Below are 17,005 nucleotides of genomic sequence, written 5' to 3'. Positions count from 1 at the left end.
GATCGCGTTTCCCTTTGCGGTTTATTGGGGGACGAGCTTTCAGCTGGTCGCCCGCTGGATAGAAACTTCGCTGACGCCGACTTCGCGCGCGGTATTCACTATCGCCGCCCAGGTGTCGTCAGGCAAGGGGATGCCGTTCCTGGTGCGATCGGCACGGGTTTTCCGCTCGGGATCGCCCGGAACCAGCACGGAATCTGTTCCCGCGATCGGCTTGGTGGCGCGGATGAAATCAGTGTAGCGGGTGATTTCGCCATCGAAGAAATTGCTGGTGTCGATCACCTTGGGGTCGATGTAGAACGCCATCATGCCGTTGGCGAAGCGCCGGTCCGACGACGTCGCGCCGGTGCCGGTCAGCGCGCCGCCTAGCAGTTCGCAGATGAAGGCGAGACCCGAGCCCTTGTGATCGCCGAAGGCGCGGATCGCGCCAGTTCCCTTGGTGTGGTCGCGCGGTCCGTCCGGCGTGTACGGACCATACAGCACGTGCGGATCCTCGCTCAGCGTGCCGTCGGCATCGACGAGCGCGCCGATCGGCAGCTTCTTGCCGCCGCGGCTTGCCACCAGGCACTTGCCCTCGGCGACAACCGAGGTCGCAAAATCGAGCACGATCGGATCCTGGCCCTGACGCGGAATGCCGACGCAATACGGCGCCGTGGACAGGCGCTTCTCGACGCCGCCGTAAGGCGCGACCAGCAGCGAGCCCGCCGCGGTCACGAAATGAATTGAAACAAGGCCTTCGGCGGCGGCCATCTCGGCCCAGTCGCCGACGCGGCCGAGATGGCCGGAGTTGCGCAGCGCGACCGCGGCGAGCCCCGCCTTCTTGCACTTCTCGATGCCGAGCTTGACCGCAACCGGCGTGACGGTCTGGCCATAGCCGAACTTGCCGTCGACCACCGCGAGCGACGGCGTGTCGACCACCACCTCGGGGGTCTGGTTCGGCACGATCGAGCCCATCTTCTTCCACCTGACATAAACAGGCACGCGGATCACGCCGTGGCTGTCGTGACCTGTAAGATTCGCGGTCGTCAGATAGGTCGCGATGCGCTTCGCCTCTTCCGGAGAGGACTCCGAATGGGAAAACACCTCGGACACGAAGTTGATGAGGTTATCGACCTTGATGGTGACCATGAAAAACCAGCTCGCTTAGTAAAGCACGGGACGTTGTCAGGCGTGGGTCTTGGCGTGGCCGCCGAGATAGGCCGCGGCGATGGCTTCATTGCCCCACAATTCGTCGGGCTTGCCGCCCAGCACGATCCGTCCCGTTTCCAGGACGAAGCCGTGATCGGCGACCGAGAGTCCCATGCGCGCATTTTGCTCGACGAGCAAGACCGTGGTGTCCTTCCTGATCTGCGAAATAATGCGGAACACCGACTGCACGATGACAGGCGCCAGCCCGAGCGACGGTTCGTCGAGCAGAAGCAGCCGCGGCTTGGCCATCAGGCCGCGCGCCACCGCGACCATCTGCAGCTGGCCGCCGGACAGCGTCCAGCCGAGCGCGTTGGAGAAGGCGCGGATGTCCGGGAACAGGTCGAACATCGCGTCGGCCTCGCGCGAGATCTGCGACGCCGACACCTTCCGGTTCGACGCGCCGAGCATGATGTTCTCTTTCACGGTGAGGCCCGGAAACACGCGGCGGCCTTCCGGCACATGCGAGATGCCGAGCCGGACGATCGCTTCCGGCCCGAGGCCGGCGATCGAGTGGCCGTCGAACATAATGTCGCCGGAGGCGGGCTTGGCGAGGCCTGAGATCGCGCGCAACGTGGTCGACTTGCCGGCGCCGTTGGCGCCGAGCAGCGTGACCACCTGCCCCTGCTCCACGGCGATGGTGACGCCGCGCAGCGCTTCGATCTCGCCGTAGCGAACCACGAGATTGCGGATTTCGAGCAGCTGCATCATTCGCTCCCGAGATAGGCGGAGACGACGTCGGGATGGCGCAGCACCGCCATGGACTCGCCGTCCGCGATGCGGCGTCCGAAGTTCAGCACGGTGATGTGCTGGGCGGCTTCCGACACCAGCGTCATGTCGTGATCGATGATCAGGATGGTGAGGCCCTGGGCTGCGATGCGCTTCAACAGCTCATGCAGCTCCAGCTTCTCGGTCGAGTTGAGACCGGCCGCTGGCTCGTCAAGCAGCAGCAGCGTCGGGTTCGACGCCAGCGCCCGCGCGATCTCGATCAGGCGCTGGTGGCCATAGGAGAAGCTCGAGATCAACTCGTTGGCGCGGTTGCCGAGCCCGACGAAGGTCAGCGCCTCCATCGCGCGCTCGGTCAGCGCATCCTCGCCTTTCCCGATCATGGTGTTGCCGGGACGCTCGGCCCCGATCTCGACATTCTCCAGCGCCGTCATCGAACGGAACAGGCGGATGTTCTGGAAGGTGCGTCCGAGGCCGGCCGCCGTGCGCTGATGCGGCGCCATGTTGGTGATGTCGGTGCCGTCGAGCACGATCCTGCCCGCGGTCGCCTTGTAGAGCCCGGACAGCACGTTCAGCGTCGTGGTCTTGCCGGAGCCGTTGGGTCCGATCAGCGCATGCACGCTGCCGCGCTTCACCGCGATATCGACGCCGTCGACCGCCTTGAGGCCGCCGAAATGCTTCGAGAGGCCGGTCACTTCGAGCACGATGTCGCCGCCTGACGTCGCCGGCTTGAGCTGCAAGGCCGCCGCGGCCGGCGGCGCCTTGGTGTGCGCACGCCAGCGCGTGAATGCGTCCGACACAAAACCCCAGATACCGTCGGGCATGAAGCGGATGATCAGGATCACGAACAGGCCGTAGATCGCCAGATAAAGTCCCGGCACGCTCTTCAGGAAGCGCAGCCATTCCGGGATCAGGATCAGGAGGCCCGTGCCGATCACCGAGCCGATCGGCGAGGCCACGCCACCGAGCAGCGACATGGTCAGGAACACGATCGATTCCGCGAACGAGAACTGGTCCGGGCTGACATAGGCGAAGCCGCCGGCGAACAGGCCACCGGCCAGACCGCCGAGCAACGCGCACAGCCCGAAGGCGTAGATCTTGGTGCGGAACACGTCGATGCCGTTGACGCCGGCCGCAAGCTCGTTGTCGCGCACCGCACGCATGGCGCGACCGAGCTTGGTATCAGGAAGATGCCAGACCAGGTAACCGACGATCGCGAGCATCGCGACGCAGAAGGCGAGATAGCTCTGCGAGGACTGGAACAGCTCGGGCCGACGAATATTGGCGACGCCGTCCGGCCCGTGGGTCACGCCGATGGCGTTGATCATCACCAGCGTCACGATCTGCTGGAACGAGATCGTCACCATCGCAAGGTAGTGTCCGCCGAGCCGCAGCGTCGACATGCCGAGGAAGGCGCCGGCGATCAGCGTGATCGCGCAGGCGCCAACCAGGCAAAGCCAGACGGCGAGCGCCACCAGCACCGCAGCGCCGATGAAATACGGCAGATGACGGATGATCAGCGGCTTCGAGCGCACGGCCGGCGCGGGGATCATGTTGTCGGTGGCGCTCATGCTTTCTCCGCGACACGTTCGCCGAAGATGCCCTGCGGCCGGAACACCAGGAAAGCGATCAGCACCAGGAAGGCAAAGCCGTCCTTGTACGGCAATCGGCGGCTTCGGTGATGTCGCAGGCGCTATCGTCGCTGAAGGCGTTTGCCGCGACCATCACTGAAATATAGGCGGCGCCGAACGTCTCGATGACGCCGAGCGCGAGGCCGCCGCAATCGTCGAACCCATCTGGATCGAGACGAACAGCACCGGCGCCACCAGGATGCCGGCGAGACCGCCGAGCACGGCCGAATAGATGAAGGTGATCATGATCATGGTGGAGACGGAAATGCCGAGCAGCGAGGCCATTTCCTTGTCCTGCGAGGTCGCCTGCAGCTTCTTGCCGAGCAGCGTCTTCTCGAAGAACCAGAAATTGAACAGCACCAAGAGGATCGTGACGCCGATGATCAGAAGATACTGGCTGTCGAGATAGACCGGGCCGAGCTGAATGCCGGGCGTATCGAACCAGCCCTGCAGCACCTGCGGCTGCGGACCATAGATCGCAAGCACCGAGTTCGACAGCAGGATCGAGGCGCCGATGGTGGCAATGATCACGGGCAGATAGGTGCGATTGCGCAGCGGATAATAGACGCCGAGATTGAAGATGACGCCGAACAACGCCATGCCGGCGAGCGCGATCAGGAACGACAGCCAGTAAGGCCAGCCGAGATCGACCGAGAACACCACCATCAGATAGGCGGCCACCATCGAGAACTCGCCTTGCGCGAAGTTCACCACGTTGGTGGCGCGGAAGATCAGCACGAAACCGAGCGCGACCAGCGCGTAGACCGCGCCGATGCCGATTCCGGTAAAGAGCAGTTGGAGGACGAGATCCATGACGAGCGCTCGATCTGAGATTTGTATCGCGGACGAACGGCCTCTCCGAGATGGCCCGGAGAGGCCGAACCGCTATCAATCGTTGAAGTCGATATGCTTGTCGTAGACGATCTTGCCCTTGTCGTTCTTCACGACGTTGTAGCCGTGCAGACCGTCGCCGTTCTTGTCGAAATTGTATTCACCCTCGGCGCCGGCGAACTTCTGCGTCGCAAGGATGGCGTCGCGGATCTTGTTCGGATCGGTCGAGCCTGCCTTGTTGATCGCCGCCGACAGGATGGTGATCGCATCATAGGGCCAGGCGCTCTGGTTGTCGGGCGCGGTCTTGTAGGCATCGCGATAGGCCTTGCCGAACGCCTTCGCGGCATCGCTCGAGTCCTCGGCAAAGTCGGCGACGCCGTAGGTGTTGAACAGCGCGGGACCGGCGAGCTTGGTCGAGGAGACCGCCACCACCGAGGGCGAGCCGACCCAGGGAATATTGACGCCGAGCTGGCGCAGCTGCCGGGCAAAGATGCCGAGATCGTTCTCAAAGGTGAAGTAGGTGCCGAGCACGTCAGCGCCGGACTGCTTCACGGCCAGCACGACCGGCGTGAAGTCCTGGCTCTGGTTGGCATAGCCCTGGTCGAGCACCGGCGGCGCGCCGAGCTTGGTCAGCGCTTCGGTGAGCGCCTTGCCCCCCGCAGTGCCGAAGGCGTCGGTGGAATGGACGATCGCCCATTTCTTCTTGCCCAGCGTGTTGACGCCAAAGTCGGCGATCACGCGGCCGGAATAATTGTCGTTCGGACGGAAGCGGAACAGCCAGGGATTGCCGGAATGGGTGAGATCGGGATTGGTGCCGCCGATCATCACCGGTTTGCCGACCTTGATCACGTCGGGCGCCATCGCCTGCACCTGGGTCGAGCGGATCGAGCCGAGGAAGGCGACGATGTCGGATTGAGCGGCGAGCTTGGAGAATGCCAGCACGATGCCCGGATTGGTAGTCTGATCGTCCTCGATGACGAGCTCGACCTGCTTGCCGAGCACGCCGCCGGCCTTGTTGACCGCAGCCAGCGCCAGCTTGGCGCCGTTCTGGGCCCACAGCCCCTGCTCCGCCGCCGGTCCGGTGACCGGCACGCACATGCCGATCTTGATCGTCGCACCCTGCGCCCAAGCGCTGCGCATCAGCGCCGGTGCAGCGAGACCTGCCGCCAAGCCGGCGGAAAACTCACGCCTCGTCAGTTTCATTCAATCCTCCCTGTGGTGCGCCGAACTTGCATGTCGGCTGCGTTGAAACGAGCTGACGCGTCGATCTGCTGCCCTATCCGCAGCCATCGAACGGCGCGACGAACAAACATCAGCACCGCTGCTGCGCACAAGACGTGCAACGGCGACCATCGATCTGGCGTTTGACGTAGCTAACCATGATTGCACATTGCACGCAATAGCCAAAAGTTCGCTGGCAGCGGTGCGTAAATGCCTGCTACCAACGACCGTGGCGCGATCACGTGTTAGTGTGACCGGCGGGCAGTCATCGATGTCGATTCCAAGAGCGAAATCGCAGACCAGACGGAAGCAGCCGGCCTACGCGCTGATCAAGAGCGCATTGGCAAAGCACATCCGCGCCGGTGACGTGCCACCTGGCACGGTTCTTTCCGAATCGGCGATCGCGACCTTGTTCGGCTCCAGCCGCTCTCCGGTGCGGCAGGCTTTCGAACAGCTCGAGCATATCGGCCTGGTGCGACGGTTTGACGGTCGCGGCGTCATTGCCGGCAAGCGCAAGGTCGACCCTCGGCGCGTCCCGATCACACCGGAAATGTTTGGGCTTACCGACGGCCCCGTCGACGCCGTGCGCAACGACGCCTGGGATACTCTCTACTACAAGCTCGAACGTGAGATCATTTACCGGTCGCTGTTCGGACGCTTCCGCGTCAGCGAGCTCGCATTGGCGCGGCATTTCCGGGTGGGGCGCACGGTTGCGCGCAACCTGCTGTTACGTGCGCAGGCGATCGGCATCCTCGAGAAAGGCGCCAAGGCGCACTGGTACGTGGTGCCGTTGGACGAGGACCGCCTCCGCGACATCTTCGAGGTGCGCGCAACGCTCGAGCCGCTGCTCCTCAAATCCGCGATGGCGACGATTCCTGCCGCCCTGCTCGACCGGATGGCGGAGCGGCTGCGCGAGGGGATCCAGCACCGCGACCGCGTCGGCGTCGGCGAACTCGATGAGATCGAAGGCGACCTCCATATCCGCTGCCTGGGTTACGGTGCCAATCGCGAAATGATCGAAGCACTCAAGCGCACCCATTGCGCGTTCGTGATCGGCAAGCACATCCAGGTCGCTCTGACCGCGCCGCAGATCGATTCCTTCATGGACGAGCATCTGGTGATCATCGAGGCTTTGCGCACGCGTGACGGCGACGCCGCGGCGGCGACCTTGCGCCGCCACATCGAATGGTCTCACTCGAAGGTTGCGGGCTGGATCGCCGAATTCCGTGCCATCAACGTGATTTCGCGCGTACCCTACATGGCCTGAGCGCGAATGCCGCGCATGATCGCAGCTACTCGTCAGCCTCGACCTCGGCGTCATCGGCCGAGCCCATTCCGGCCAGGCTCGCTTCGAGTGCGCCCAGCATCTCCTGCAATTCGGCAAGCTTGCGCGCCCCGAAGCGCCGGGTGATCTCGGCATAGATCGTCTCCGACGTCGGCGCCACCGCCTCGATCAGCTTCAACCCCTTGGCGGAGATCGAGACCACCGCGCGCCGCGCGTCGTTCTCAGCCGCCTTGCGCTCGATCAACGCGCGGCCCTCGAGATCGCGAAGGATTCGCGACAGGCTCGGGCCGAGCAGAAACGCCATGCGGGCGAGTTCGGTGACCTCGATCTCGTCGACCGCGGTGAGCGCGCGCAGGATCCGCCACTGCTGCTCGGTCAGCCCGTGATTGCGCAGCGACGGACGGAATTGCCGCATCACAGCCTCGCGCGCGCGGAGCAGCGACATCGGCAGCGAGCGCGAGAACTCGCGCATTGGCGTCCGTCGCGCCGCCGCGTCGTCACCCTGCCCCAGCCGAATGTCGTTCGAATTTTTGCGCGCCATTACCTAATCCTGCGCAACGAAATTTTGCGTTGCAACATGCCTTGATTCAGTTTGCGGGAATTAACTTAACATGTTAATCATCTCCCCGACATCCACTTTTGTGTAGCACGCATGGCCCTCTCCAAGGACGATATCCGCGCTGCCGCCGCACGGCTCGACGGCGCGGAAAAGACCCGCAAGCAAATCCGCCAGCTCTCGCTGGAATACCCCCGCATCACCCTCGAAGACGCCTACGCGATTCAGAAGGCCTGGGTCGAGATGAAGGTGGCGCAGGGCCGCGTCGTCAAGGGCCACAAGATAGGCCTGACCTCGAAGGCGATGCAGAGCGCGCTCAATATCGACGAGCCCGATTCCGGAATCCTGCTCGACGACATGTTCTTCGCCGATGGCGGCCTGGTGCCAAGCGACCGCTTCATCGCCACCCGCGTCGAGGCCGAGCTTGCCTTCGTGATGAAGCATCGTCTGGCCGGGCCGAACTGCACGCTGTTCGACGTGCTGAACGCCACCGATTTCGTGGTACCGGCGCTGGAGATCCTGGATACCCGGGTCGAGCGCGTCGATCCCGAGACCAAGGCGACGCGGAAGATCTTCGACACCATCGCCGACAACGCCGCCAATGCCGGTATCGTGCTCGGCGGCCGGCCGATCCGCCCGCTGGACGCCGACCTGCGCTGGATCGGCGCGCTGTGCTTCCGAAATGGCCAGCTTGAGGAAACCGGTCTGGCCGCCGGCGTGTTGAATCATCCGGCGACCGCGGTGGCGTGGCTCGCCAACAAGATCGCGCCGAACGGACTGGCGCTCGAGGCCGGCCAGGTCGTGCTGGCGGGCTCCTTCATCCGTCCGATCGAGACCCGCAAGGGCGACACCATCCAGGCCGACTACGGACCGTACGGTTCCGTAAGCTGCTACTTCGCCTGACGCCTTCAGCAGGAGCGCTGCATGCCGCATTTCACGCTTGAATACTCCGCCAATCTCGACGATCTCGTCGACATGGGCGCGACGGTCGAACTGGTCCGCAGGGCCGCGGTCGAGACCGGCATCTTCCCGCTCGGCGGCATCCGCGTCCGCGCCGTCAGATGCGAGCATTATGCGATCGCCGACGGCCGCAAGAATTACGGCTTCCTCGACATGGTGCTGCGGCTCGGCGAAGGCCGCGATCTCGCCACTCGCAAGAAGGCTGGCGAGCACATCTTCAAGGCGCTGTCGGCCCATCTCGATCCGGTCTTCTCCAACAGCAAATTCGCGTTGTCGTTCGACATGCAGATCAACGACAAGGACACCAGCTGGAAACGCAACAACATCCACGACGCACTGAAGGTGGAGACGGTCAATGGATAAAGCCGCCCCGAAATCGTCAGCCGACGTATTCCAGGCCAACCGCGATCGCGCCGGCCCACTGCTTGCAAAGCTGAAAGCCGAAGGCATCGGCCATGTGATCGACGGCAAGATCGTGCCTGCGGCCTCCGGGCAGACTTTTGAGACGAAATCGCCGATCGACGGCACGGTCCTGGCGACGGTCGCACGCGGCAATGCCGAGGATATCGACCGTGCCGCGACCGCTGCGTCCAAGGCCTTCAAGGCCTGGCGCGACATGCCGGCGGCGCAGCGCCGCAAGCTGCTGCATCGCGTCGCCGATGCGATCGAGGCGCGGGCTGACGACATCGCCGTGCTCGAATGCATCGACACCGGCCAGGCGCACCGCTTCATGGCCAAGGCCGCGATCCGCGCCGCGGAGAATTTCCGCTTCTTCGCTGACAAATGCGGCGAGGCCCGCGACGGCCTCAACACGCCCTCGGAAGAGCACTGGAACATCTCGACCCGCGTGCCGATCGGCCCGGTCGGCGTGATCACGCCGTGGAACACGCCGTTCATGCTCTCGACCTGGAAGATCGCACCCGCCCTCGCCGCGGGTTGCACCGTGGTGCACAAGCCGGCGGAATGGTCGCCGGTGACCGCCGATCTGCTGGTCAAACTCGCAAAACAGGCCGGCATCCCCGACGGCGTGCTCAACACCGTGCATGGTTTCGGCGAGGAGGCCGGCAAGGCGCTGACCGAGCACCCCGCCATCAAGGCGATCGGCTTCGTCGGCGAAAGCGCGACGGGCTCGGCGATCATGGCGCAGGGTGCGCCGACCCTGAAGCGGGTACATTTCGAGCTCGGCGGCAAGAACCCGGTGATCGTGTTCGACGATGCCGATCTCGACCGCGCGCTCGATGCCGTCGTGTTCATGATCTACTCGCTCAATGGCGAGCGCTGCACGTCGTCGAGCCGGCTGCTAGTTCAGGAGAGCGTCGCCGGCAAGTTCATCGAAAAGCTGACCGCGCGCGTAAAGGCACTCAAGGTCGGTCACCCCCTCGATCCCGCCACCGAGATCGGGCCGTTGATCCATGAGCGGCATCTCGCCAAGGTCTGCAGTTATTTCGACGTCGCCAAGAACGACGGCGCCACGATTGCGGTCGGCGGCAAGCCGCATGACGGCCCCGGCGGCGGCCACTATGTGCAGCCGACGCTGGTGACCGGCGCGAACGCCAAAATGCGCGTCGCGCAGGAGGAGGTGTTCGGCCCATTCCTGACCGTGATCCCGTTCAAGGACGAGCGAGAGGCGATCGAGATCGCCAATGGCGTGCAATACGGCCTGACCGGCTATGTCTGGACCGGCGACATGGGCCGCGCGCTGCGCGTGGCGGATGCGCTGGAAGCGGGCATGATCTGGCTCAACTCGGAAAACGTCCGCCATCTGCCGACCCCGTTCGGCGGCATGAAGTCGTCAGGCATCGGCCGCGACGGCGGCGACTACTCGTTCGACTTCTACATGGAAACCAAGCACGTCTCGCTCGCGCGCGGGACGCACAAGATTCAGAAACTGGGAATTTGATTGCACGTCGTTCCGGGGCGGCGCGTAGCGGCGAACCCGGAACCCCGAGATTCCGGGTCTTGTCCTTCGGACCATCCCGGAATGACGATAAAATTGAGGGGAAACACCGATGCCCGTTCCGACGCATGTTTTCGATCCGCCGTTCAATATCATCCGCTCCAGCCATGCCGTGCTCGACGTCACGGATCTCGACAAGAGCGCCGCCTTCTACGAGAAGACGGTCGGCCTCCACATCGAGGACCGCGACGACAAGTCGGTATATCTGCGCGCCAGCGAGGAGCACCAGCATCACTCGGTGGTGCTGCGCAAGGCAGCGAAGGCGGCCTGCAACCGGCTTGGCTTCAAGGTCGGCAATGACGGCGACCTCGACAAGGCGGCGGCCTTCTTCTCCGAAAACGGCATCACCTACGCTTTCGTCGACCAGCCGTTCCAGGGCCGCACGCTGCAATTCACCGATCCGTTCGGCTTCCAGATCGAGCTTTACGCCACGATGGAGAAGCGCCCGCATCTGCTGCGGCGCTACGATCTCTACAAGGGCTGCCATCCGCAGCGGCTCGACCATTTCAACGTGTTCGCCGCCGAGGTGCAGGACACCGTCGATTTCTACGCCCGGCTCGGCTTCCGCCTCACCGAATATGCCGAGGAGGACGGCGACAACGGCCGCATCGCAGCCGCCTGGATGCACCGCAAGGGCAACGTCCACGACCTCGCGATCACCAATGGCCGTGGCCCGCGCCTGCACCACATCGCCTACTGGGTGCCGACCGCGATGAACATCGTGCATCTCTGCGACGTGATGGCTTCCTCCGGCTATCTCAAAAACATCGAGCGCGGCCCTGGCCGGCACGGCATCTCCAATGCCTTCTTCCTCTACATCCGCGACCCCGACGGCCACCGCATCGAGCTCTACACCAGCGACTATTTCACCGGCGATCACGACCATGAGCCGCTGCGCTGGTCGCTGCGCGATCCGCGCCGCCAGACGCTGTGGGGCGCGCCGGCGCCGCGCTCCTGGTTCGAGGAAGGCTCGACCTTCGCCGGCCAGGCGGTGCGCGAGCCGCGCTTCGTCGCCGACGTGCTGGTTGCGGACTAGTGCACAGGACTCCATCCCCTCGTCGTCCCGGCCGAGTGCGCGATTGCGCACGGAGCCGGGACCCATGACCACCGAATAGGGTTGCCGAAAGAATGTCTGGCCGCGTACCCATTCCGATGGCCGCGGCGTATGGGTCCCGGCCCCCGTGCGCAACTGCGCACTAGGCCGGGACGACAGCAATGAATGGATCGCCGATGTCAGCCCCTCGCCTCGCCACCTATTCCGTCAACGGCGCCACCAGCTATGGCGCCGTCACCGACACCGGCATCGTCGACCTCTCGTCGCGCTTCAAGGACTATCCGACCTTGCGCGAAGCAATCGCCGCTGGCGCGCTGACTAGGCTCGTGGAGGATGCCGCCAGGCGCGCGCCCGACCATGCGCTCGACGCAGTCGCGTGGCAGCCGCCGATCCCGGCGCCGGAAAAGATCATCTGCATCGGCGTCAACTACCCGGACCGCAATGCCGAATACAAGGACGGCTCGGACGCGCCGAAATACCCCAGCATGTTCCTGCGGGTGCCGCGTTCCTTCGTCGGCCACAACACGCCGGTGGTGCGGCCGCGCATCTCGCCGCAGCTCGACTATGAGGGCGAACTGGTGCTGGTGATCGGCAAGGCCGGCCGGCACATCGCGGAGAGCGCCGCGCTCGATCACATCGCCGCGATCACGCTCTGCAATGAAGGCACCATCCGCGACTGGGTGCGCCACGCCAAGTTCAACGTCACCCAGGGCAAGAACTTCGATTCCACCGGCAGCCTCGGCCCGTGGATCGTGCCCTACACCGGTGAAGCACAGATCGTCGATATCCGCCTGACCACGCGGGTCAACGGCGAGACCCGCCAGGACGACCGCACCTCGCGCTTGATCTTCGGCTTTCGCTACCTCATCAACTACATCTCGACCTTCACGACGCTGGTTCCCGGCGACATCATCGTCACGGGCACCCCGACCGGCGCAGGTGCGCGATTCGATCCGCCGCGCTATCTGAAGCCCGGCGATGTCGTCGAGGTCGAGGCCGAAGGCGTCGGCATTCTGCGCAACAGCGTCGTCGACGAAGCTACCTAACCTCACCAGCAAGTGGACAGTGCCATGACCTCAACATCCGGCGGCGAAGCAATCGTCAACGGCCTCGTCGCCCACGGCGTCGACACCGTGTTCGGGTTGCCCGGCGCGCAGATCTATGGCCTGTTCGATGCGTTCCACCAGGCCCAGCTCAAGGTGATCGGCGCCCGGCATGAGCAAGCCTGCGGCTACATGGCGTTCGGCTATGCCCGCTCCAGCGGCAAGCCCGGCGTGTTCAGCGTGGTGCCCGGCCCCGGCGTGCTCAACGCCTCGGCGGCGCTGCTCACCGCATTCGGCTGCAACGAGCCGGTGCTGTGCCTGACCGGTCAGGTGCCGACGCAGTTCCTGGGCAAGGGCCGCGGCCATCTGCACGAGATGCCGGACCAGCTGGCGACGCTACGCACCTTCGTGAAATGGGCCGACCGGATCGAATACCCTGATAACGCGCCCGCGCTGGTGTCGCGCGCGTTCCAGGAGATGCTGTCGGGCCGGCGCGGCCCGGCTTCGCTGGAGATGCCGTGGGATGTCTTCACCCAGCGCACTCAGGTCGCGCCCGTCAACCCGTTCGATCCGTTGCCGGCGCCGCAGCCCGATCCGGACCGCATCAAGGCCGCCGCCGACCTGATCGCCGGCAGCAAGGCGCCGATGATCTTCGTCGGCAGCGGCGCCATCGAGGCGCGCGAGGAGATCCTCGAATTGGCCGAGATGATCGACGCGCCGGTCGTCGCATTCCGCAGCGGCCGCGGCATCGTCTCCAACGCGCATGAACTCGGGCTCACCATGGCTTCGGCCTACAAGCTCTGGCCGAAGACCGATCTGATGATCGGCATCGGCACGCGCCTCGAGCTGCCGACGATGTCGCGCTGGCCCTACCAGCCGGCTGGACTGAAATGCGTGCGCATCGACATCGATCCGATCGAGCTGCGGCGCTGGCCGGCTGATGCTGGTGTGATCGCGGACGCCAGGGCCGGCACCGCCGATCTCGTCGCCGCCGTGCGCAAGGTGGGCTACCGCAAGACCTCCGGCCGCCGCGCCGCGATCCGCGAGGCAACGGCCGCGACGGAGCAAGAGATCCAGCGTATCCAGCCCCAGATGGCCTATCTGAAGATCCTGCGCGAGGTGCTGCCGGCCAACGCCATCGTCACCGACGAGCTGTCGCAGGTCGGTTTCGCCTCCTGGTACGGCTTTCCGATCTACGAGCCGCGCACCTTCGTCACCTCGGGTTATCAGGGCACGCTCGGCTCGGGCTTCCCGACCGCGCTCGGCGCCAAGGTCGCCAATCCGGACAAGCCGGTGGTCGCGATATCAGGCGACGGCGGCTTCATGTTCGGCGTGCAGGAACTCGCCACCGCCGCGCAGTTCAAGATCGGCGTGGTGACGCTGGTGTTCAACAACAACGCCTATGGCAATGTCCGCCGCGACCAGCGCGAGCGCTTCGACGGCCGCGTCGTCGCCTCCGACCTGGTGAATCCGGATTTCGTGAAGCTTGCAGAATCCTTCGGCGTCGGCGCCGCGCGCGTCACCTCGCCCGATCACTTCCGCCCCGTGCTGGAGAAGGCGCTGGCCGACGGCGGGCCTTACGTGATCTCGGTGGAAGTGCCGACGGATTCGGAAGTCAGCCCCTGGGCGTTCATCCACCCGGCGCGGAACAGCTAGGCGGCTTTCGCGCCGCGTTGCAGCTGTGACGCGGCGATCACGAGCAGGCCGGCGCCGGCGACCGACCAGCAGGCGACCGGCGCCCAGTGCACCAGCGGCGCATAGTCCGGCATCTTCTGCAGGCCGCCGGCGACGGCCGCCATCCGCGCAAAGGTCGCGAGCGCCAGCGCCGAGAAGACGAGGCCGGTGACCTTGCCTTCCGCACCGGTCTCCCCGATCGCAAGCGCCGCCGACACCGCGCTCATCAGCATGCAGCCCCAGGCGGCCCCCGCCATGAATTGCGCCACGATCAGGCCATTGAGGCTTCCGGCGATCTCCGCGGCGACGATCGCGAACGCGCCAAGCAGTCCCGCCATGCCCATCACGATCAGGCCGCCGCGATGCTTGACGACAATGCTCGCCGGGAACATCGCGATGTTGAAGCCGATCCAGAACACCGGCATCAGCCATTGCAGATCGCCCGGCCTGGCAAAGCGCAAATAGAACGGCGCGCTGTTGATATTGAAGTGCAGCTGATAGCCGAGCGAGAGCAGCACCATCGATCCGATCAAAAACGTCGGCACCGCGCCGAGCCGCTTGGCCGGGGGCGCCAGCCGCGCCGGCTGCGCCTCCGCCGCGATGCGACGCTCGATCCCCGAGAAGGCCAGCGCGGTCAGCAGCAGCACGGCGCCTGACAGCACGAACGGCAACCGCGCATCCTGGTTGCGCAGCACGACGCCAAGATAGGGCGAGACCGCGCCCGCGATGCCATAACCCAGCATCGCCAGCGCCGCGAGGAACGGGACCGAGGGTTGCGCACGATACTTGCCGAGCAGCGTGAGCGGTGGCGCACGCAAGGCCGACGACGTCACGGCCCAGATCACGATCAACACGATCAGCCAGACCTTTGCCCCCGGCCCGGTGCCAGCGACGTAAGGCAGCGCGATGAAGGCGGCGCAGGAGATCGCGGCAAGGATACCGACGAACAAGCCAAGGCGGCCGACCAGGCTCGAAATCTTGTCGGCGGCCATGCCCATCGCCGTGTCGGTGATGGTGAAGATGCCCTGATCCATCATCAGGATCAGGATCACGGTCGCCGGCGCGATGCCGACATCGGCGCACAGCTTCGGCAGATAGATCAGATAGGTGGTCCAGCCCAGCGTGAACACGAGCTGCAGCACGGCGAGATAGACGCCGGTGCGGTTGGCGGCGCGGTCGGCCTTGGTGGTCATGTTCAGAGTTTAGACCACCTCTCCGGTTTGCGGGAGGGGCGTCAGCGCACCTTGCGGAAGGTCAAATTGATGCGCTGGCGGCCGAGCACGCTGTGCTCGCCGTCGGCGAGCGGTGCCACGCCGTGATAAAACAACCGTGACGGGCCGCCCCACACCGCAACGTCGCCATGTTCGACTCGATAGCGGCGCGGCGTATCGCTGCGCTTCAGGCCGCCGAACAGGAAGATCGCCGGCAGCCCGAGCGAAATCGAGACGATCGGTGCGCCGTAATCGAGCTCGTCCTTGTCCTGATGCAGCGACAGTTTTGCGCCGGGGACGTAGCGATTGATCAGGCAGGCCTGCGGCGCGAAGCCGGTGAAGCCGGCCTCATCAGCGGCGCCGGCGGCAAGCCTGCGCAACACCTCCGGCATTTCAGGCCAGGGTTGTCCCGAGTCGGGATCGATCGGATCATAGCGATAGCCACTGGGATCGGAGACCCAGCCGAGGCTGCCGCAATTGGTCATCGCCACCGACATGCGGTGGCCGCCCGGCGTGATCAGATGCCGGAACGGCGCCTGCTTGACGATGACACGCAATGCCGGGATCAGCTCGGCCTCGAACGACCGGACAAAGCCGCGCAGCAGCACCGCGCCATCCGCGATCGTCTCGCGCGACGGCCGTGTATCGCCAATTGTCTCGAACAGATCAGCGGCCACGCCTCTCTCGCACTCACTTCGCGTCGTGGAAGATCACACCAACGGTGTGGCGATGGCCGGAGCGAATCCGGCTGACGCCGTGGCGCAGATTGACACGATACGGTCCACGCGTCCCCTGCACCGGGCGATGATGCACGGCAAAGGCCACCGCATCGCCCTTGGTGAGCGGCACCACCTCAGGGCGCGACTGCATCCGCGGCCGCTGCTCGGTCAGCACGAACTCGCCGCCGCTGAAATCGCGCCCCGGCTGCGACAGCAGGATCGCGACCTGGATCGGAAACACGTGCTCACCGTAGAGATCCTGGTGCAGGCAGTTGTAGTCGCCCTCGCCATATCGCAGCAGCAGCGGCGTCGGCCGCGTCTGTCCAGCATCGTGGCAGCGCTTCAGGAACGCCGCATGCGACGGCGGGTAGCTGATCTCGATCCCCATCGTCTCGTTCCAGCGATTGGCTGTCGCGGTCAGCTGCGCATAGAGCGCGGGCCGCAGCTCCGCGATCAGGTCCGGCAGCGGATAGGAGAAGTACTTGTACTCGCCACGGCCGAAGCCGTGACGGCCCATCACGATCCGGCTGCGGAACCGGCTGTCGTCGGGATACAGCGCCGCGATGGCATCGCATTCCTCAGGCGTCAGCAAGCCGTTGAGGACGGCGCAGCCCTGCCCGTCGAGATCGGTCGTGATCCGGTCCCAGTCGAGCGCGTCGACGCGTGCCGGGATGCCGGTGGGTTGACGGGTGATTGTTTTGGCTGTTGCTGTCATGGGACGGAATCTGGCCCCTGATTGCGGCCCGCGCCACCCGATTTCCGATCGAAATATGCCGAGAACGCCGCCACAATTGCGGTGTCGTCCCGGCGAAAGCCGGGACCCATAACCACAGCTGCTGGTTGTTCGAAAGCCGTCTGGCCGCGTGCCCTTTCCGAAGGCCGCGGCGTATGGGTCCCTGCTTTCGCAGGGACGACGCGTGGAGAGGTCTCGGTCGGCTCTGAGAACGACGCGCGG

Annotated in this window: 15 protein-coding genes and 1 pseudogene; 7 read left to right on the top strand and 9 right to left on the bottom strand. The window is 65.1% G+C overall.

The window, feature by feature from the left end; all coding sequences use genetic code 11:
- Positions 1–39: 39 nt before the first annotated feature.
- The 5 genes and pseudogenes from ACE10X_RS15055 to ACE10X_RS15035 all read right to left on the bottom strand — a co-directional run bounded on the left by ACE10X_RS15055 (position 40) and on the right by ACE10X_RS15035 (position 5,573).
- Positions 40–1,125, bottom strand: coding sequence for a malate/lactate/ureidoglycolate dehydrogenase (locus ACE10X_RS15055; RefSeq protein ID WP_028338710.1), 1,086 nt, complete (start codon positions 1,123–1,125; stop codon positions 40–42).
- A 36-nt stretch (positions 1,126–1,161) separates the two neighbouring features.
- Positions 1,162–1,890 carry an ABC transporter ATP-binding protein gene (locus ACE10X_RS15050; protein WP_038386419.1) on the bottom strand — a complete coding sequence of 243 codons (729 nt, stop codon included), beginning with the start codon at positions 1,888–1,890 and terminating at the stop codon, positions 1,162–1,164.
- Complete coding sequence (locus ACE10X_RS15045) at positions 1,890–3,479, bottom strand: ATP-binding cassette domain-containing protein (protein ID WP_375764285.1); 1,590 nt, start codon at positions 3,477–3,479, stop codon at positions 1,890–1,892. The genes ACE10X_RS15050 and ACE10X_RS15045 overlap by 1 nt, the downstream gene beginning before the upstream one ends.
- Positions 3,476–4,352 (bottom strand): annotated as a pseudogene (locus tag ACE10X_RS15040) (branched-chain amino acid ABC transporter permease). The gene ACE10X_RS15045 and the pseudogene ACE10X_RS15040 overlap by 4 nt, the downstream one beginning before the upstream one ends.
- A 75-nt stretch (positions 4,353–4,427) precedes the next feature.
- A complete protein-coding gene (locus ACE10X_RS15035) occupies positions 4,428–5,573 on the bottom strand; it encodes an ABC transporter substrate-binding protein (RefSeq protein ID WP_038373756.1) in 1,146 nt (381 codons plus the stop codon).
- A gap of 289 nt (positions 5,574–5,862) precedes the next feature.
- Between ACE10X_RS15035 and ACE10X_RS15030 the strand changes: the two genes are divergently transcribed.
- Positions 5,863–6,858 carry a GntR family transcriptional regulator gene (locus tag ACE10X_RS15030; protein ID WP_038386403.1) on the top strand — a complete coding sequence of 332 codons (996 nt, stop codon included), beginning with the start codon at positions 5,863–5,865 and terminating at the stop codon, positions 6,856–6,858.
- A gap of 25 nt (positions 6,859–6,883) precedes the next feature.
- On the opposite strand, the gene hpaR is transcribed toward ACE10X_RS15030, so the two are convergent.
- Positions 6,884–7,417, bottom strand: coding sequence for a homoprotocatechuate degradation operon regulator HpaR (gene hpaR, locus ACE10X_RS15025; RefSeq protein ID WP_038386402.1), 534 nt, complete (start codon positions 7,415–7,417; stop codon positions 6,884–6,886).
- Positions 7,418–7,528: 111 nt separating this feature from the next.
- Here hpaR and hpaH point away from each other — a divergent pair, with 111 nt between their 5' ends.
- From hpaH to ACE10X_RS14995, 6 genes are all read left to right on the top strand, one after another.
- Complete coding sequence (gene hpaH, locus ACE10X_RS15020) at positions 7,529–8,335, top strand: 2-oxo-hept-4-ene-1,7-dioate hydratase (protein ID WP_038386401.1); 807 nt, start codon at positions 7,529–7,531, stop codon at positions 8,333–8,335.
- Between the two features lie 21 nt (positions 8,336–8,356).
- On the top strand, positions 8,357–8,755 hold the full coding sequence (locus ACE10X_RS15015; RefSeq protein ID WP_038386400.1) for a 5-carboxymethyl-2-hydroxymuconate Delta-isomerase: 399 nt from the start codon (positions 8,357–8,359) through the stop codon (positions 8,753–8,755).
- Positions 8,748–10,292, top strand: a complete 1,545-nt coding sequence (gene hpaE, locus ACE10X_RS15010) for a 5-carboxymethyl-2-hydroxymuconate semialdehyde dehydrogenase (protein WP_038386399.1) — start codon at positions 8,748–8,750, stop codon at positions 10,290–10,292. Before ACE10X_RS15015 ends, hpaE begins: the two co-directional genes overlap by 8 nt.
- Before the next feature lie 109 nt (positions 10,293–10,401).
- The gene (hpaD, locus tag ACE10X_RS15005; protein ID WP_375764284.1) at positions 10,402–11,385 is read left to right on the top strand and encodes a 3,4-dihydroxyphenylacetate 2,3-dioxygenase; all 984 of its coding nucleotides are present in this window, start codon (positions 10,402–10,404) and stop codon (positions 11,383–11,385) included.
- Between the two features lie 194 nt (positions 11,386–11,579).
- The gene (locus tag ACE10X_RS15000; RefSeq protein WP_038386397.1) at positions 11,580–12,449 is read left to right on the top strand and encodes a fumarylacetoacetate hydrolase family protein; all 870 of its coding nucleotides are present in this window, start codon (positions 11,580–11,582) and stop codon (positions 12,447–12,449) included.
- Between the two features lie 24 nt (positions 12,450–12,473).
- A complete protein-coding gene (locus ACE10X_RS14995) occupies positions 12,474–14,102 on the top strand; it encodes a thiamine pyrophosphate-dependent enzyme (RefSeq protein WP_038386396.1) in 1,629 nt (542 codons plus the stop codon).
- Here ACE10X_RS14995 and ACE10X_RS14990 read toward each other — a convergent pair.
- From ACE10X_RS14990 to ACE10X_RS14980, 3 genes are read right to left on the bottom strand one after another with little or no spacing between them, the layout of a single operon-like run.
- Positions 14,099–15,313 carry a hypothetical protein gene (locus ACE10X_RS14990; protein WP_038386395.1) on the bottom strand — a complete coding sequence of 405 codons (1,215 nt, stop codon included), beginning with the start codon at positions 15,311–15,313 and terminating at the stop codon, positions 14,099–14,101. The two genes, ACE10X_RS14995 and ACE10X_RS14990, sit on opposite strands and share 4 nt — an antisense overlap.
- Positions 15,314–15,354: 41 nt before the next feature.
- Positions 15,355–16,008: a DNA oxidative demethylase AlkB gene (gene alkB, locus ACE10X_RS14985; RefSeq protein ID WP_038386394.1), complete on the bottom strand. Its 654-nt coding sequence runs from the start codon at positions 16,006–16,008 to the stop codon at positions 15,355–15,357.
- A 13-nt stretch (positions 16,009–16,021) separates the two neighbouring features.
- A complete protein-coding gene (locus ACE10X_RS14980) occupies positions 16,022–16,765 on the bottom strand; it encodes a 2OG-Fe(II) oxygenase (protein ID WP_038386393.1) in 744 nt (247 codons plus the stop codon).
- Between the last annotated feature and the right edge of the window lie 240 nt (positions 16,766–17,005).

The sequence above is a fragment of the Bradyrhizobium sp. Pha-3 genome, from assembly GCF_042258325.1.
GTDB classification, from domain to species: domain Bacteria; phylum Pseudomonadota; class Alphaproteobacteria; order Rhizobiales; family Xanthobacteraceae; genus Bradyrhizobium; species Bradyrhizobium elkanii.
The sequence above is the reverse complement of the archived record's forward strand: the minus strand, read 5'-3'. Positions and strand labels throughout refer to the sequence as shown.

Bases quoted from the DNA above. Each gene is read 5' to 3' on its own strand.
- hpaH (WP_038386401.1), top strand. From the start codon at position 7,529: ATGGCCCTCTCCAAGGACGATATCCGCGCTGCCGCCGCACGGCTCGAC.
- ACE10X_RS15045 (WP_375764285.1), bottom strand. From the start codon at position 3,479: ATGAGCGCCACCGACAACATGATCCCCGCGCCGGCCGTGCGCTCGAAG.
- ACE10X_RS14990 (WP_038386395.1), bottom strand. From the start codon at position 15,313: ATGACCACCAAGGCCGACCGCGCCGCCAACCGCACCGGCGTCTATCTC.
- ACE10X_RS14995 (WP_038386396.1), top strand. From the start codon at position 12,474: ATGACCTCAACATCCGGCGGCGAAGCAATCGTCAACGGCCTCGTCGCC.
- hpaD (WP_375764284.1), top strand. From the start codon at position 10,402: ATGCCCGTTCCGACGCATGTTTTCGATCCGCCGTTCAATATCATCCGC.
- ACE10X_RS15000 (WP_038386397.1), top strand. From the start codon at position 11,580: ATGTCAGCCCCTCGCCTCGCCACCTATTCCGTCAACGGCGCCACCAGC.
- hpaE (WP_038386399.1), top strand. From the start codon at position 8,748: ATGGATAAAGCCGCCCCGAAATCGTCAGCCGACGTATTCCAGGCCAAC.
- ACE10X_RS15015 (WP_038386400.1), top strand. From the start codon at position 8,357: ATGCCGCATTTCACGCTTGAATACTCCGCCAATCTCGACGATCTCGTC.
- ACE10X_RS15050 (WP_038386419.1), bottom strand. From the start codon at position 1,890: ATGCAGCTGCTCGAAATCCGCAATCTCGTGGTTCGCTACGGCGAGATC.
- ACE10X_RS15035 (WP_038373756.1), bottom strand. From the start codon at position 5,573: ATGAAACTGACGAGGCGTGAGTTTTCCGCCGGCTTGGCGGCAGGTCTC.
- ACE10X_RS15055 (WP_028338710.1), bottom strand. From the start codon at position 1,125: ATGGTCACCATCAAGGTCGATAACCTCATCAACTTCGTGTCCGAGGTG.
- hpaR (WP_038386402.1), bottom strand. From the start codon at position 7,417: ATGGCGCGCAAAAATTCGAACGACATTCGGCTGGGGCAGGGTGACGAC.
- ACE10X_RS14980 (WP_038386393.1), bottom strand. From the start codon at position 16,765: ATGACAGCAACAGCCAAAACAATCACCCGTCAACCCACCGGCATCCCG.
- ACE10X_RS15030 (WP_038386403.1), top strand. From the start codon at position 5,863: ATGTCGATTCCAAGAGCGAAATCGCAGACCAGACGGAAGCAGCCGGCC.